The 15,271-nt window shown below is 74.2% G+C and carries 14 protein-coding genes and 1 pseudogene; 10 read left to right on the top strand and 5 right to left on the bottom strand.

Annotation, left to right across the window (positions count from 1 at the left end):
• Nucleotides 1-54: 54 nt before the first annotated feature.
• Nucleotides 55-1,104 carry a UDP-N-acetylmuramate dehydrogenase gene (locus tag B0I33_RS21925; protein ID WP_106180720.1) on the bottom strand — a complete coding sequence of 350 codons (1,050 nt, stop codon included), beginning with the start codon at nucleotides 1,102-1,104 and terminating at the stop codon, nucleotides 55-57.
• A 25-nt stretch (nucleotides 1,105-1,129) separates the two neighbouring features.
• Here B0I33_RS21925 and B0I33_RS21920 point away from each other — a divergent pair, with 25 nt between their 5' ends.
• The 7 genes and pseudogenes from B0I33_RS21920 to purU all read left to right on the top strand — a co-directional run bounded on the left by B0I33_RS21920 (nucleotide 1,130) and on the right by purU (nucleotide 6,353).
• Nucleotides 1,130-1,627 carry a DUF2505 domain-containing protein gene (locus B0I33_RS21920; RefSeq protein WP_106180719.1) on the top strand — a complete coding sequence of 166 codons (498 nt, stop codon included), beginning with the start codon at nucleotides 1,130-1,132 and terminating at the stop codon, nucleotides 1,625-1,627.
• Nucleotides 1,609-2,400 (top strand): class I SAM-dependent methyltransferase, encoded by a 792-nt coding sequence (locus B0I33_RS21915; protein WP_106180718.1) that lies wholly within the window; start codon nucleotides 1,609-1,611, stop codon nucleotides 2,398-2,400. Before B0I33_RS21920 ends, B0I33_RS21915 begins: the two co-directional genes overlap by 19 nt.
• 152 nt (nucleotides 2,401-2,552) lie before the next feature.
• Nucleotides 2,553-3,287: a GNAT family N-acetyltransferase gene (locus tag B0I33_RS21910; protein ID WP_106180717.1), complete on the top strand. Its 735-nt coding sequence runs from the start codon at nucleotides 2,553-2,555 to the stop codon at nucleotides 3,285-3,287.
• Nucleotides 3,288-3,355: 68 nt separating this feature from the next.
• On the top strand, nucleotides 3,356-4,039 hold the full coding sequence (locus tag B0I33_RS21905; RefSeq protein WP_106180716.1) for a lysophospholipid acyltransferase family protein: 684 nt from the start codon (nucleotides 3,356-3,358) through the stop codon (nucleotides 4,037-4,039).
• Nucleotides 4,032-4,817 carry a DedA family protein gene (locus tag B0I33_RS21900; protein ID WP_245900925.1) on the top strand — a complete coding sequence of 262 codons (786 nt, stop codon included), beginning with the start codon at nucleotides 4,032-4,034 and terminating at the stop codon, nucleotides 4,815-4,817. The genes B0I33_RS21905 and B0I33_RS21900 overlap by 8 nt, the downstream gene beginning before the upstream one ends.
• Nucleotides 4,714-5,355 (top strand): annotated as a pseudogene (locus B0I33_RS21895) (maleylpyruvate isomerase family mycothiol-dependent enzyme); the annotation flags it as partial. The gene B0I33_RS21900 and the pseudogene B0I33_RS21895, both read left to right, overlap by 104 nt.
• 128 nt (nucleotides 5,356-5,483) lie before the next feature.
• Complete coding sequence (purU, locus tag B0I33_RS21890) at nucleotides 5,484-6,353, top strand: formyltetrahydrofolate deformylase (RefSeq protein WP_106180857.1); 870 nt, start codon at nucleotides 5,484-5,486, stop codon at nucleotides 6,351-6,353.
• A gap of 62 nt (nucleotides 6,354-6,415) precedes the next feature.
• Here the strand turns inward: purU and B0I33_RS21885 are convergent, their stop codons facing one another.
• The 3 genes from B0I33_RS21885 to B0I33_RS30225 are packed head-to-tail and all read right to left on the bottom strand — an operon-like array spanning nucleotide 6,416 to nucleotide 9,350.
• The gene (locus B0I33_RS21885; RefSeq protein WP_425440511.1) at nucleotides 6,416-7,249 is read right to left on the bottom strand and encodes an ABC transporter ATP-binding protein; all 834 of its coding nucleotides are present in this window, start codon (nucleotides 7,247-7,249) and stop codon (nucleotides 6,416-6,418) included.
• Nucleotides 7,246-8,298, bottom strand: coding sequence for a FecCD family ABC transporter permease (locus B0I33_RS30230; protein WP_245900923.1), 1,053 nt, complete (start codon nucleotides 8,296-8,298; stop codon nucleotides 7,246-7,248). The genes B0I33_RS21885 and B0I33_RS30230 overlap by 4 nt, the downstream gene beginning before the upstream one ends.
• The gene (locus B0I33_RS30225; protein ID WP_106180712.1) at nucleotides 8,295-9,350 is read right to left on the bottom strand and encodes a FecCD family ABC transporter permease; all 1,056 of its coding nucleotides are present in this window, start codon (nucleotides 9,348-9,350) and stop codon (nucleotides 8,295-8,297) included. Before B0I33_RS30225 ends, B0I33_RS30230 begins: the two co-directional genes overlap by 4 nt.
• An 83-nt stretch (nucleotides 9,351-9,433) precedes the next feature.
• On the opposite strand from B0I33_RS30225, the gene B0I33_RS21870 reads away from it, so the two are divergent.
• Nucleotides 9,434-11,113, top strand: a complete 1,680-nt coding sequence (locus tag B0I33_RS21870; protein ID WP_106180711.1) for an ABC transporter ATP-binding protein — start codon at nucleotides 9,434-9,436, stop codon at nucleotides 11,111-11,113.
• Entirely contained in the window at nucleotides 11,110-12,861 is a 1,752-nt protein-coding gene (locus B0I33_RS21865) for an ABC transporter ATP-binding protein (protein WP_106180710.1), read from the top strand. The genes B0I33_RS21870 and B0I33_RS21865 overlap by 4 nt, the downstream gene beginning before the upstream one ends.
• Nucleotides 12,862-12,940: 79 nt before the next feature.
• Here B0I33_RS21865 and B0I33_RS21860 read toward each other — a convergent pair whose 3' ends face one another.
• On the bottom strand, nucleotides 12,941-14,371 hold the full coding sequence (locus tag B0I33_RS21860) for an ATP-binding protein (protein WP_106180709.1): 1,431 nt from the start codon (nucleotides 14,369-14,371) through the stop codon (nucleotides 12,941-12,943).
• 255 nt (nucleotides 14,372-14,626) lie between these two features.
• Between B0I33_RS21860 and B0I33_RS21855 the strand changes: the two genes are divergently transcribed.
• A complete protein-coding gene (locus tag B0I33_RS21855) occupies nucleotides 14,627-15,259 on the top strand; it encodes a LysE family transporter (protein ID WP_219927240.1) in 633 nt (210 codons plus the stop codon).
• Nucleotides 15,260-15,271 lie beyond the last annotated feature (12 nt).

The following is a 15,271-nucleotide window of genomic DNA, read 5'->3' as shown; positions in this document are numbered from 1 at the left end:
GCGGCCAGCGCACCGAATGCCACATTGGGGAAGTCGCCGCGAGTGGGTGGGCGGCTAGAGGGCGCAGTTGACGAGGAGGGGTTCCGGGACGAGGCGGACGCCGAACCGGGCGAGCACGCCGTCCCGGACCTCCCTCGCCAGCGCCAGCAGGTCGGCCGTGGTCGCCGAGCCGCGGTTGGTGAGCGCCAGCGTGTGCTTCGTCGACAGCGACACCCGCCCGCCGGGGCCCTGATGCCCCTTCGCGAACCCGGCCCGCTCGATGAGCCACGCCGCCGACAGCTTCACCCCGTCCCGCGCCGGGTACCGCGGCACCGGCACGTCCTCGCCCACCACGTCGGCGATCCGTGCGAGCACGTCCGCCAGCTCGCCGTCGGGCACCACCGGGTTGGTGAAGAACGAGCCCGCGCTCCACGTGTCGTGGTCGGCGGCGTCGAGCACCATGCCCTTGCCCCGGCGCAGCCGCAGCACGGCCTCCCTGGCCTCCGCGACGGGCACCCGGGCACCGATCTCGACCCCCAGCGTGCGCGCCAGCTCCGCGTACCGGATCGGCGCGGACAGCCCGTCGTCGTGCAGCGCGAACCGCACGCTGAGCACCACGCCCGTGTCCGTGCCCTTGAGCACGCTGGTGCGGTAGCCGAAGCCGAGCTCGGCGGCCGTCAGCGTGCGCACCTCGCCCGCACGCCGGTCGTAGAGCCGGATCGAGTGCAGCACCTCGCTGATCTCGCAGCCGTACGCGCCGACGTTCTGGATCGGCGTCGCCCCGACCGAGCCGGGGATGCCGGACAGGCACTCCAGCCCGCCGTGGCCCGCCGCGACGGTCTCGGCCACGAAGCCGTCCCAGTCCCGGCCCGCCGCCACGTCCCAGCCGTCGCGCTCGGTGGTGGCGATCCGCACCACGGTGCCCGGGAAGCCCGCGTCGGCGACCACGAGGTTGGAGCCGCCGCCGAGCAGCAGCACCGGCTCGCCTGCCGCGTCCAGCTCCCGGACGACCGAGACCAGCTCCGCTGTGGTCCCGGCCACGACGAACCGGCGCGCCGGGCCGCCGAGCCGCAGCGTCGTGTACCCGCGCAGGGCCTCCTGGGTGGACGTTTCGACAGCGCTCACGGCACGTAACGGTACTGTCCGGGGCATGGCATCCCGTATCGAGCACCACGCGACGTTCGCGCACGGCGTCGCCGACGTGCTGGCCGCGCAGTCGGATCCGGCCGCGCTGCGGGCGCGGCTGGCCGAGGTCGGCGGTGTGAACGCGCGGCTGGAGGAGCACGAGGAGACCCCGGACGGCGTGCGGTACGTGCTGTTGCAGGGGGTGCCCGCCGAGAAGCTGCCCCAGGTGGTGCGCACGGTGCACCAGGGTGACCTCGTGGTGCGGCGGGTGCACACCTGGTCCGGGTCCGGCGAGCGGTACACCGGCACGATCAGCGCCCACGTGACCGGTATCCCCGGTGAGATCACCGCCCGCACGGAGCTGACCGCGGAGGGCACGGGCAGCGTGCAGCGCACCCGCGGCGAGGCCAAGGTCCGTATCCCCCTCGTCGGGGGCAAGCTGGAGGGCATCATCGCCGACCAGGTCACCGGCCTGCTCGAGCGTGAGGCCGAGTTCACGGCGTCGTGGCTCGGGCGCGGCTGATCGGAACGCCCACCCGCGGCACCACCAACCCCAACCGGCTGCGCCGGATCGATCGCTGGCTCACCACCGCCGCCGAGGTGCGGCGCGTCCTCGCGGCGCACCCGAGCCCGCTGGTCGTCGATCTGGGTTACGGCGCGTCCCCGGTGACGACGGTGGAGCTCGCGCGGCGGCTGGGCGTGGCACATCCCGGGGTGCGGGTGCTGGGTCTGGAGCTGGATCCCGAGCGGGTCGACGCCGCACGGCACGCCGCGGACCCGCCCCGGCTGGAGTTCCGCAGGGGCGGCTTCGAACTGGGTGGCAGCAGGCCCGTGCTGGTGCGCGCGTTCAACGTGCTGCGCCAGTACGGCGAGGCGGACGTCGCCCCCGCGTGGGAGGCGATGCTGAGCCGCATCGTGCCCGGCGGGTTGCTGGTCGAGGGGACGTGCGACGAGATCGGCAGGCTGTGCTCGTGGATCACCGTGTCGCACGCGGGCCCGCGCTCGCTGACGCTCTCGGTGCGTCCCGCGTCCCTGGTTCGACCGTCCACTGTGGCGGAGCGGCTGCCGAAGGCGCTCATCCACCGCAACATCCCCGGCGAGCGCGTGCATGCTTTACTGTCCGCTCTGGACGGATGCTGGGCGAAGGCGGCCCCGTTCGGCGCCTTCGGGCCGAGGGCACGGTGGACGGAGTCGGTGCGCCTGCTCGCCGAGCGCGGCTGGCCGGTGCGCGGGCGCCGCGATCACTGGCGCCGCGGCGAGCTGACCGTGCCCTGGGAGTGCGTGGCACCGGGGTGAGTCGGGGCTGCCGGTAGGGGTTCCCCTGACCTCTCCCGGAGTTGCCCCGGATATTGCCCTTCGACAGTAGCCATCGGTGGTCCAGTCCTGCGAGTGTCGTTCGTACCCGGGTAGGAGCGAACGACATTCCACGGCAAGGACGGAGCACCCTCATGGCAACGCTGGCCGAGGTACCCACGCATGCCTACACGGTCTCGATAGCTCACACGCCGGGCCAGATCCGCGCGGCCCAGCGGCTGCGGTACTCGGTGTTCGCCGGTGAGCTCGGCGCTCGCATCGCGGGCGGGCTGGACTCCGACGACTTCGACGAGTTCTGCGACCACCTGATCGTCGAGCACCAGCCGACCGGTGCGGTGGTCGGCACGTACCGGCTGCTGCCACCGGGCCGCACCGAGCGGCTGTACTCGGCGGGCGAGTTCGACGTCTCGGCGCTGGCCGGGCTGCGGGGCGGCCTGGTGGAGGCGGGCCGGTCGTGCGTCCATCCGGACCACCGCGGCGGCGCGGTGATCAACCTGATGTGGTCGGCACTCGCCAGGTACGCGCTGCTCGGCGGGCACACCCACCTCGCGGGCTGCGCGTCGGTGCCGCTGGCGGACGGTGGCCGCGCCGCCGCGACCACCTGGCAGCTCGCCGACACCCGGCACGCCGCGCCCGCGGAGTTGCGGGTGCGGCCGCACCTGCCGTGGGTGCCGGCGCGCCCGCTCCGCGAGCGGCCCAGCTACGCCCACGTGCCGCCGCTACTGCGCGGATACCTGCGGCTCGGTGCGGTCGTCTGCGGGCCACCCGCCCACGATCCGGCGTTCGGCGTCGCCGACTTCTTCGTACTGCTGCGGCTGGACTCGATCGACGAGCGCTACGCCCGCTTCCTCCTCGGCGCGGACCGGTGAGCGCCTACCGCGTGTGTTCACCCTGTTCTCCCCGCTGCGTCACCCACGGTCGACCTCCGGTGAGCAGGATGGACGCCGTGCGACGCGGTTCGGCGCTCGCGGTGTCCCTCGGGCGCGGCGGGCCGTTGCGGGAGCGGGCAAGGCGGGTGCTGGACGCGCTGGACGTCCGGCTCGACGCCACCGCCGGACCGCTGAGCGTGCCGGGTGGCCCGGGCACGCTGATCGTCGCCAACCACGTGTCGTGGCTGGACATCGTGGCCCTGCTGGCGGTCGAGCCCGCGGCGTTTCTCGCCAAGCGGGAGGTCGGCGACTGGCCGGTGCTGGGACCGGTCGCCGCGGCGCAGGGCACGCTGTTCGTGGACCGCTGGGCACTGCGGTCGCTGCCCGCCACGGTCGCGACCGTGGCCGCGCGGCTGCGGGAGGGCCGGTCGGTCGTGGTGTTTCCCGAGGCCACCACGTGGTGCTCGGCCCCAGGCGGGCCGTTCCGGCGGGCCGCGTTCCAGGCGGCGCTGGACGCGGGTGCCCCCGTGCGGCCGGTGAGCCTGGAGTACACCCAGGGTGGGCGGCCGAGCACGGTCGCCGCGTTCGTCGGCGACGACACCCTCGTCCGCTCGGTCGGGCGGGTGCTGCGGGCCGCCGACCTCACCGTCCGGGTGCGGCCGAGGGAGCCGCTGCCGCCCGCCGGCGACCGGCGGCAGCTGGCGGCTCTCGCCAGGGACGCGGTGCTCGGCCGGGAGCCTGCCCGTGTTTGACCTGCTGAACGACGCCACCGAGCTGTTGCGGGGCGCGCTCGACTCGCCGTGGCTGTGGCTGGCGTTGTTCGTGGTGGCCGGGCTGGACGCGTTGCTGCCGTTCATGCCCAGCGAGGGCACGGTGATCACGATGGCCGTGCTGCTCGGGCCGGATGTGCGGGGGCTCGCGCTGCTGGTGGTGGTCGCGGCGGCCGGAGCGCTGGCCGGCGACTGCCTCGGGCACTGGCTCGGCCGGGCCGCGGGCCCGCGCACCCTGCGCAGGCTGACCCGCGACGAGCGGGGCAAGCGGCGCTACGAATGGGCCCGGCACCAGGTGCACCGGCACGCCACCGTGCTCATCGTCGCGGGCCGCTACCTGCCGGGAGGGCGCGTGGCGTCGGCCCTCGCCACGGGCAGCATGCGGTTCCCGGCGGGCCGGTTCGCGTTACTGGACGCGGCCGGGGTGACGATCTGGGCCTGCTACAGCGTCGCGCTCGGCTACCTGGGCGGGGCGCGCTTCGCCGAGGAACCCATGAAGGGCATGCTGCTGGCCTTCCTGATCGGCCTGCTGGTGGCTGGATGCGTCGAGGGCGGGCGGCGGATACTCTCTCGCCGTGGACTACGCGACGCTGGTGCGGGCAGTGGAGGACCACAGCGACGGGCTCCGGGCGGCGGCGATCGCGGCCGGGCCGGATGCCCCGGTGCCCTCCTGTCCGAAATGGACAGTACGGAGACTCGTGCGGCACATCGCCAGGGTGCACTCCTGGACGGTGGCCGCCGGAGCCGATCCGAGCGGTGAGAACGTCCGCGCGGGGACGCCGCCCGACGACTGGGACGCGCTGCTGGCCTGGTGGGAGGAACAGCGGGAGGCACTGCGCAAGATGTTCACCGCGGGCCCCGACGCCCCGGCGTGGCTTTCGTTCGGCAACTACACGCGGACCGTCGGCTCGTGGGCGCGGCGGCAGGCGCACGAGGCGGCGATCCACCGGATCGACGCCGAGCTCGCCAGGGGCGGCGGCACCGTGCAGTTCGATCCGGCCTTCGCGGGCGACGGCATCGACGAGCTGCTGGCCATGCTCGTGTGGGGGCGGCGGGACTGGTCGGCGTTCGCCGCCGACGGCACGGTGCTCGTGCATGCCGAGGACATCGGGAGATTGTGGACGCTGCGGCTGCTGCCCGGCAAGGCGCCGCGGCTGGCCGACACCGAGCAGCCGTTCGAACCGGACGTGACGGTCGAGGGCTCGGCCGACGCGGTGTACCGGGCGGTGTGGCGCAGGCCGAGCGCGGCGAGCGTCACGGGCGACGCCGCTCTCCTGGAGCCGCTGGCCGCGCCGTGATCGCCGCACCCCGGCTCCGGATGTCATGAGTGGCTCGTCACTGACACTTCTCGTCGGTAACGAGCCACTCATGACACTTCCAGGACCTGCCTGTGCGGCCGCGGGGCCACCCGGGCGACAATGCGCTGGTGTCCGAACGCCGCTACGTCATCACCTTCGGCTGCCCCGACCGCACCGGCATCATCGCGCGCATCTCGTCGTTCCTCGCCGAGGCGGGTGGCCTGATCGTCGAGGCCGCCTACCACTCCGACCTGGATACGGGCTGGTTCTTCACCCGCCAGGAGGTGCGGGCCGACACCCTGCCGTTCGACGTCGAGGAGCTGCGAGCCCGCTTCGCCGGGGTGGCGCGGTCGCTGGGCGCGGAGTCGGACTGGCGGATCGACGACACCGCCGAGCGGCCGCGGGTGGTGCTGCTCGTCTCGAAGGAGGGGCACTGCCTCTACGACCTGCTGGGCCGGGTGGCCGCCGGCGAACTGGACGTGGACGTGCGGGCGGTGATCGGCAACCACGACGTGCTGGCCGACGTCACCCGCGCGCACGGGATCCCGTTCCACCACGTGCCGTTTCCCGCGCACGGCACCGAGGGGAAGGCGGAGGCGTTCGCCGAGGTCCGCAAGCTGGTGGACGAGCACGACCCGCACGCGGTGGTGCTGGCGCGGTTCATGCAGATCCTGCCGCCCGAGCTGTGCGAGGCCTGGGCGGGCAGGGCCATCAACATCCACCACAGCTTCCTGCCGTCGTTCGTCGGAGCGCGGCCCTACCACCAGGCGCACGCGCGGGGCGTGAAGCTGGTCGGTGCGACGTGCCACTACGTGACGGCGGACCTGGACGCGGGGCCGATCATCGAGCAGGACGTGATCCGCGTCGACCACGGCGACTCGGTGGCCGACATGGTGCGCAAGGGCCGCGACATCGAGAAGGTCACGCTCGCCCGCGGCCTGCGGTGGCACCTGGAGAGCCGCGTCCTGGTGCACGGCAACCGCACCGTGGTCTTCTAGTCGTCCCCCAAGGGCACCTTGGTCACGCCCACCCGTCTCCCACCGCCACCCAGATGGAGACGCTACGCGCCGCTGCGTTCGATTCCCGCGACCACGGTGGCCTTGGGGGACGAACGGCGGGACGCGGGGACGATCAGCGGGGTGCCGGTCTCCGGGTCGTCGATGACCCGGCACGGCAGGCCGAACACCTCCCGCACCAGGTCCGCGGTCACGATCTCGCCGGGCCGCCCCTGCGCCGCGATCTGCCCGCCCGGCCGCATGACGATCAGGTGCGTGGCGTAGCGGCAGGCCTGGTTGAGGTCGTGCAGCACGGCCACGAGCGTGTGTCCCTTGTGCTCGTGCAGGTCGGCGCAGAGGTCGAGGACCTCCACCTGGTGGGCGATGTCCAGGAACGTCGTGGGCTCGTCGAGCAGCAGGATCGACGTCTGCTGCGCGAGCACCATGGCCAGCCACACGCGCTGCCGCTGCCCGCCGGAGAGCTCGTCCACCAGCCTGCCGGACAGCTCCAGCACGCCGGTCAGCCGCATCGCCTCCGTCACCACGGCCTCGTCCGCGCGCGACCACTGGCGCAGCATCCGCTGGTGCGGGTACCGGCCACGGGCCACCAGGTCGCCAACCGTGATGCCGCTGGGGGCGACCGACGTCTGCGGCAGCAGGCCGAGCCGCCGCGCGACCTCCCGCGTCCGGTACTCCCCGATGCCCTTGCCGTCGAGGTACACCGCGCCGCCACGCGGCTTGAGCATCCGCGCGAGCGCCTTGAGCAGCGTCGACTTCCCGCACGCGTTCGGCCCGACGATCACCGTGAACGAGTCGTCGGGAATGGCCACGCCCAGCTCGGTCGCGACGGTCCGCTCGTCGTAGGCCAGCGTCAGGTTCTCCGCGTAGAGCCTGGTCACGTGTAGCTTCCCTTCCGCCATTGCGCGGCCAGCAGCCAGCACAGGTACAGCCCGCCGAGGCAACCGGTCGCCGTGCCCACCGGCAGCTGGGATGTCGGGAACAGCAGCTGCACGGCGAGGTCTCCCGCCGTGAGCAGCAGGCCGCCCATGAGCGCCGACGAGGCGAGGCCCGGCCCGGCCACGCGGGTCAGCCCCCGCGCGAGCTGCGGCGCGGCGAGCGCGACGAACCAGATCGGCCCTGCCGCCGCCGTCGCCACGGCGGCCAGCAGCACGCTTGTGGCGATCAGCACGAGCCTGCTGCGCTGCACGCCGACGCCGAGCGCGGTCGCCGTGGCGTCGCCCAGCTGGAGCAACGAGAGCCTGCGCGCGGCCCCGAGCGCGACGGGCAGCAGCACGGCGAGCGTGCCGCCGACGGCCGCGACCTGCTCCCAGCCCCTCCCGTTGACGCTGCCGATGAGCCACGCGTGCGCGGCCACCGCGTCGTGCAGGCTCGCCCGCGTGACGAGGTAGGAGTTCACCGACAGCGCGAGCGCGCTGATGCCGATGCCGACGAGGATGAACCGGAAGCCCTGCACGCCGCCCTTGAAGGCCAGCAGGTAGATCAGCAGCGCGGCGGCGAGGCCACCGGCGAAGGCGCCGAACGCGGTCTGGGTCATGCCGCCGCCGAGCACGATGATGACGAGCAGCGCGCCCGTCGCGGCACCGTTGGTGAAGCCGATGACGTCCGGGCTGCCCAGCGGGTTGCCGGAGAGGCTCTGCAGGATCGCCCCGCTCAGCGCGAGCGCGGCGCCCACGAACAGCGCGGTGAGCAGCCGCGGCAGGCGCAGGGTGCCGACGATGAACTCCGCCCCGCCGTCGCCCTGGCCGACGAGGGCCGCGAGCACCTCGGGCACCGACAGCTCGTACTCGCCGGTGGTCAGCGTCACCAGCATCACCGCGACCAGCGCCACCGCGAGGCCGAGCGACGCGCCGAGTGCGCGGCCGTCCACCCGCAGCGACAGTCCCTCACCCCGGGTGCGCAGGACCCGGCCGGTCACCGGCGCGCTCACAGCGTGGCCAGCTTCCTGCGCCGGCACAGGGCGATGAACACCGGCACGCCGACGACGGCGGTGACGATGCCGACCTGCACCTCGCCCGGCGGGTCGACGACGCGGCCCAGGATGTCGGCGCCGACGAGCAGGATCGGGGAGAGCACGAGCGAGTACGGCAGCACCCAGCGCTGGTCGGGCCCGACCAGCAGCCGCGCCACGTGCGGCACCGCGAGCCCGACGAACGCGATGGGCCCCGCCGCGGCGGTCGCCGCCCCGCACAGCAGGGTGATCGCGATCGCCCCGAGGACCCGGGTGCGGGTGGGGTGGGCGCCGAGCGCGCGGCCCACGTCCTCCCCCATCGCGAGCGCGTTCAGCGACCGGGTGAGCAGCAGGGCGAGCAGGAGGCCCGCCGCGATGAACGGCAGCACCGGCAGCAGCACGGAGTAGTACCGGCCGGCCAGGGAGCCGACGTTCCAGAACCGGTACTCGTCCAGCGCTTCGGGGTCGGTGAGCAGCAGGCCGCTGTTCACGGCGTAGAGCACCGCGGTGAACGCCGCACCGGCCAGCACCAGCCGCTCCGGGGTCGCGACACCGCGTCCGGTGGCGCCGAGCACGTACACCGCGACCGACGCGAGCGCGGCGCCGAGGAAGGCGAACCAGACGTAGCCGAGCACCGAGGGCACGCCGACCAGGACGAGGGCGAGCACCACGCCCGTCGAGGCGCCCATGTTGATGCCGAGCAGCCCCGGCTCGGCGAGCGGGTTGCGGGTGATCGCCTGCATGAGGGCGCCCGCGACACCCAGCGCGGCACCGACCAGGACGCCGAGCAGGGTCCTCGGGATGCGGTAGGAGTGGATGATCAGCGCGTCGTCGGAGCCGTCGTGGTGCCAGAGCACGTCCCACGTCGCGGCGAACCCGATGTCCTTCGAGCCCAGCCAGACGCTGAGCAGCACCGTGGCCAGGAGCGCGCCGACGGCCACGAGCAGGCCCGCGGCACGCAGGGCGTGCGGCGGCTTGCGCTGGGGGGCCACGGCGCCCGGAGGTGCGGTGGGGGCCGTGGCGAGCGACATAAGGTGAGGCTAACCGAACGAGTGACCGTGCTTCAAACTTAAGATAGCCTAACCTCCGCTCACAAGCGCGGAGGTGAACGGTGATGCCAACCGGCCGGAGCGTGCTCCGGAAGGCCGTCTCGGACCAGCGGCGGTACGTCGTGGGCGGATCCGCCCTCGCCGCGGCCCACCAGGGCGGTGAGGCGCTGGTCCCCGTCCTCATCGGTGTGATCATCGACGAGGCCGTGACCACCGGCGACGCCGCGGCGCTGCTGCGCTGGCTCGCCGTGCTCGCCGCGGTGTTCGCCGGGCTGTCGGTCAGCTACCGCTTCGCCTCCCGCGCGGCCGAGCGAGCCTCGGAACAGGCGGCGCACCGGCTACGGCTCGAGGTCACCGGCCGCGTGCTGGACGCGCGCGGTGGCGCGGAGGCGGGCAGGCTGCCCGGCGCGCTCGTCAACATCGCGACCGGCGACGCCAAACGCGTCGGTGCGGTGAACGGGGTGCTGCCCTTCGCCGTGGCCGGGCTCGCCGGGCTGCTGGTGAGCGCGGTACTGCTGCTGCGCATCTCGGTGCCGCTCGGCCTGCTCGTGCTGCTCGGCACGCCGCCGCTGCTGTGGCTGACCCACCTCGTCGGCAGGCCGCTGGAGCGGCGCAGCGGCGACGAGCAGGAGCGCGCGGCGCACGCGTCCGGCGTCGCCGCGGACCTCGTGGCCGGGTTGCGGGTGCTGAAGGGCATCGGCGCGGAGGCCGCCGCGGTCGCGCGGTACCGCAGGACGAGCCGCGACTCGCTGGCGGCCACCCTGCGCGCGGCCCGCGCGCACGCCGGGCACGACGGCGTGATCCTCGCCCTCACCGGACTGTTCATCGCGGTGGTCGCGCTCGTCGGCGCGCACCTCGCCGCGCGCGGCGACATCACGGTGGGCCAGCTCGTCGCGGCCGTCGGGCTGGCCCAGTTCCTGCTGACGCCGTTCCAGATCTTCGCGTGGGTGAACGGCCAGCTGGCGCAGGGCAGGGCGTCCGCGGAACGGATCGCGTCGGTGCTGGCCGCGCCGCCCGCCGTGGTGCCCGGAACCGGCGTGCTGTCCGGCGGGACCGCCGGGCACGTCCGGTTCAGCGGCGTCACCCACGGCACCCTGCGCGGCGTGAACCTCGAGGTCCGGCCCGGCGAGCTGCTCGGGGTGGTCTGCCCCGACCCGGCCGACGCCGTGCACCTGCTGGAATGCCTCGCCAGGGAGGCCGACCCCGGAGCGGGCTCGGTGGAGCTGGACGGCGTGCCGCTGCCGGAGCTGGACCTCGATGAGCTGCGGTCCGCCGTGCTCGTCGCGGCCCACGACGCCGACCTGTTCGAGGGCACCCTGCTGGACAACGTACTCGCCGGAACACGCGGGTCCACTGTGGAACCCGCGCTCGCCGCGGCCGCGGCCGACGAGGTCGCCGGGACGCTGCCGGAAGGGGTCGACACGATGGTCGCCGAGCGTGGCCGGTCGCTGTCCGGCGGGCAACGGCAGCGGGTCGCGCTGGCCCGTGCGCTCGCCGCCGACCCCGCCGTACTGGCGGTACACGACCCGACCACCGCCGTCGACGCGGTGACCGAGGCCCGGATCGCCGGTGCGCTGCGGGAGGTCCGGCGCGGCCGCACCACGATGGCCGTCACCACCAGCCCGGCATTGCTCGCCGCCGCCGACCGGGTCGTGGTGCTCGACGAGGGCACCGTCCGGGCCGAGGGCACGCACGCCGGGCTCGTCGACTCCGACGCCGCGTACCGGGCGGTGGTGCTGTCGTGAGCACGGAACGGGAACTGCTGCCCACGGCGACCGCCAGGCGCACCAGGGCCGCGGTCGGGCAGCTGCTGCGGCCACGCAGGGGGCTGGCGCTCGGCGGGCTGGCCGTGCTGGTCGCCGCGACCGCGATCGGCCTGCTGACGGCGCCGTTGCTGGGGCACATCGTCGACCTGGTGGCGCGCGGCAGCACGGACTTCACGCTGCCGGTCGCCGGGCTCGCGGCGGTCGCGCTCGCGCGCGGGGCGGCCAACGCGTGGGGGCTCGCGCTGGTGTCGCGGCTGGGCGAGGAGATGCTCGCCGACGCGCGCGAGCGCTTCGTCGAGCGGGCGCTCGGCCTGCCGCTGGAACAGGTCGAGAAGGCCGGGTCGGGCGACCTGACGGCGCGGGTGACGACCGACGTGGCGGTGATCGCCAAGTCGGTCCGGGAGGCGCTGCCCGAGCTCGGGCGGTCGGTGCTGACGATCGTGCTCACCCTGGGTGCGCTGGCGATCCTCGACTGGCGGTTCCTGCTGGCGGCACTGCTGGCGACACCGATCCAGCTGTGGACGGTCCGCTGGTACGTGCGGCGCGCGGTGCCGCTGTACGCCGCGCAGCGGGTGGCGGGCGGTGCCCTGCAGCACCAGTTGCTCGACACGGTCGGGGGCGCCCGCACCGTGCGCGCGTTCCGGCTGTCCGCCGACCATGTCGGCCGGGTGCGGGGGCGCTCGCAGGAGGCCGTCAATCTGGCGCTGCGCGGCATCCGGCTGATGACGCGGTTCTTCTCCCGGCTCAACCTCGCCGAGTACGTGGGGCTCTCCGCCGTGCTGGCGGCCGGGTTCTGGCTGGTCGGCTCCGGCGCCGCCACGATCGGCACGGCCACGGCGGCGGCCCTGTACTTCCACAGCCTGTTCAACCCGGTCAACGCCGCGCTCGCGCTGGTGGACGACGCGCAGGCCGCCACGGCGAGCCTGGCGCGGATCGTCGGGGTGTCCGACCTGGAGGGCGAGCGGGAGACCGGGGACGGGGCCGCGCCCGCCGGCGCGTCGGTCAAGGCGGCCGCCGTCGGGCACGCGTACGTCACCGGCCACGACGTGCTGTCCGATGTGGACCTCGATCTCGGTGACGGCGAGCGGGTGGCGCTGGTGGGCGCGAGCGGTGCGGGCAAGACCACGCTGGCCAAGCTGATCGCGGGCATCCACCGCCCCACGCGGGGCTCGATCTCGCTGGGCGGGGTGTCGCTGGACGAGCTCGGTCCCGCCGCGACGCGGCGCACGGTCGCCCTGATCAGCCAGGAGGTGCACGTCTTCGCCGGGCCGCTGGCGGACGACCTGCGGCTGGCCCGGCCCGGGGCGACCGACGAGGACCTGCGCGCGGCGCTGGCCCGGGTGGGGGCGACGGCGTGGGTGGAAGCGCTGCCCTCGGGTTTGTCCACTGTGGTCGGCGAGGGCGCGCACCGGCTGACGGTGACCCAGGCGCAGCAGCTCGCGCTGGCCCGGCTGGTGCTGGCCGACCCGCCGATCGCCATCCTGGACGAGGCGACCGCCGAGGCGGGCAGCGCGGGCGCGCGGGCACTGGAGACGGCGGCGGGCAGGGCACTGGAGGGGCGCACCGGGCTGGTCGTCGCGCACCGGCTGACCCAGGCGGCCGGTGCGGACCGGATCGTCGTGCTCGACGCGGGCCGCGTGGTGGAGACCGGTACCCACGACCAGCTGGTCGCGGCGGGCGGCCGCTACGCCGACCTCTGGCGCGCCTGGTCCGGCACCCGCTCGTGAGTGAGGAACGTGGTGAGAACACGGCGGCGCGGAGCGCCTCCGCCAGGGGGTGGCCGGGCGGCAGGTGGGCGTTTCTCACTCACGAGCCGGGGGCCCACGCGGCGAGCAGCTCCTCGGGTCCGATGACCTGAACACCGCCGACCGTCGCTCCGCTACGACTGACGACCAGCGGCGGTGTGGTCTCGTCCGCGCCGGGCAGCCGGGACCGGTGCGACACCAGCCGCCCGAGATCGTGGGCGTCGAAGGGGCGTTGCTCCAGCCACTTCATCGAGCCCACGACCGTGATCCGCTTCGCGACCGGCTCCCGGTCGGCGCCGACGATGTCGATCTCGGGGTCGTTCGTGCGAGTCCAGTAGCCGCCGACGACGTTCGTCCCCTCCGGCAGCACGCCGGGGGGAAGGCGGCGCAGCGACTCCCGCACGACGGGCTCGATCGCCCGGCCTCGCCAGGCGGTCCACGACGCCATGATTCGCGCGAGCACGAGATCGCCCCTGCCGCGCTCGATCTCGGCGAACCGCGTACCGAGAAACGACAGCCAGAACCGAAGGTACGGGTCCGCGATCACGTACCGGGTCTCCTTCGCGGGCCGGACCGACAGCGGCACCATGACGTCGACGAGACGCTTCTCGGCCAGCAGGCGCAGCCCGCGGTTCAGCGACGCCTGCGGGAGCCCGCCCGCCGCCTTGCCGATGAGCGAGAACGTCCGTTCGCCCGATCCGATGGCGGACAGCACGCGCCTGGCCTGCGCCTCGACCGGGAACTCGGCGGCGAGTGCGCGCTCGGCACTCACCAGCAGCGCCGAGGTCGGATCGGCCAGCGCCCCGGCGAGGTACTCGGCCACGGAAGCACCCTGCGGCCACTCGTCCAGGACGAGCGGCAACCCTCCGGTCACGAGGTACGCGTCGAAGGCGTCGGCGGCGGGCAGCGCGAGCAGGCATGCCACGTCCGCCGGACTGAGCGGCGGCACGACCAGCTCCGTCGCCCGCTGGTGGAACGGACGTCCGTACTCGTTGAGCGCTTCCATCATCGCGAGGTCCGAGCCGACACACAGCAGCAGCACCGGCTTCCGCGACAGTTCACGGTCGAACTGTTTCTGCAGCGTGCCTTCGAAGCCGGGATCGTTGGAAAGCAGGTAGGGCAGCTCGTCCAGCACGACAACGCTGGGCTGATCGTCCGGCAGTGCCCCGGCGAGCAGCCGGAGAGCGGCGTCCCACGAACGAGGCGTCTGGTCGAGGAACACCTCCGCGCCCGGCAGCTCGCTCCCGGCCGCCGCCTCGGTGAACAAGGCCAGGTCGGTCGCCGCGTCCGGCTGCGCGGAGGCGGTGTAGAAGAGATGGGGCACGCCGGCACGTTCGATGAACTCCTCGACGAGCCGGGACTTGCCGACCCGGCGGCGACCGCGGATGAGCATCGCGCGGCCGGGACGGCCGGCTCGCCCTCCGGATCGGGTGCGTTCGAGGGCCCGGTCCAGGATCGCGAGCTCACGCTCACGCCCGGTGAATGTCGTCACCCGGAGAGACTATCATCAATGATACTAACATCAATGACAGTATCACCGTTGAAGGTATCCTCCCGAGTTCTCGGGTGCCCGGCCACCGCGGCCTCTCCCGGAGCAGCCGGATATTCGCTTGTCCGGTGGCCGGGCCACGCCGCACGATGCCCGCATGACCGCACCGTGCCCCGTCCCGCTGCCGACGACCGCGCCCGCACGCGGGACGGCCCGGCAGCAGGCCGCGCCACCGGGAAGGACCACCCGCGCGGTCGCGTGAGCGCCGCGCTCGTCGCGGGGCTCGTCGCCGGCTACGGCATCGCGATCCCCGTCGGCGCCGTCGGGGCGTACCTGGTCTCGCTCTCTGCCCGGACCTCACCCCGGATCGGGGCGAGCGCCGCCCTCGGCGTCGCGACCGCGGACGGTCTCTACGCGCTCGTGGCCGCGCTCGGCGGGGCGGCCCTCGCCGGGGCGGTCGCGCCGTTCGCGGGCACGCTGCGCTGGGCGTCGGCCGCGGCGCTGGTGGCACTGGCCGCCACCGGTGCCCTCCGCGCGTTCCGGCGGCACCGCACGCGAACCGAGCAGGACGGCGGCGCGCTGCCCGACCGGATGTCGCCGGTGCGCGCGTACACCGCACTGCTCGGGATCACGGCGCTCAACCCGGCCACCGTCGTGTACTTCGCCGCACTCGTCGCGGGCCACCGCGCGATCGTGGCGGACGGCGCCGCCGCGGCCGTGGTGTTCGCGCTGGCGGCGTTCGTGGCCTCCGCCAGCTGGCAGCTGCTGCTCGCGTGCGGTGGCACGCTGCTGGGCCGCGTGCTCAGCGGCCCGAGGGGCAGGCTCGCGACGGCGCTGGCGTCCAGCGCCGTCGTCACCGCCCTGGCCGTCCACCTCGTGGTGGGCGCATGACGTCGGGCGCCG

The sequence above is a fragment of the Prauserella shujinwangii genome, assembly GCF_003001955.1.
Lineage (GTDB): Bacteria > Actinomycetota > Actinomycetes > Mycobacteriales > Pseudonocardiaceae > Qaidamihabitans > Qaidamihabitans shujinwangii.
Note: the sequence above shows the minus strand (reverse complement) of the source record. Positions and strands in the feature narration are given on the sequence as shown.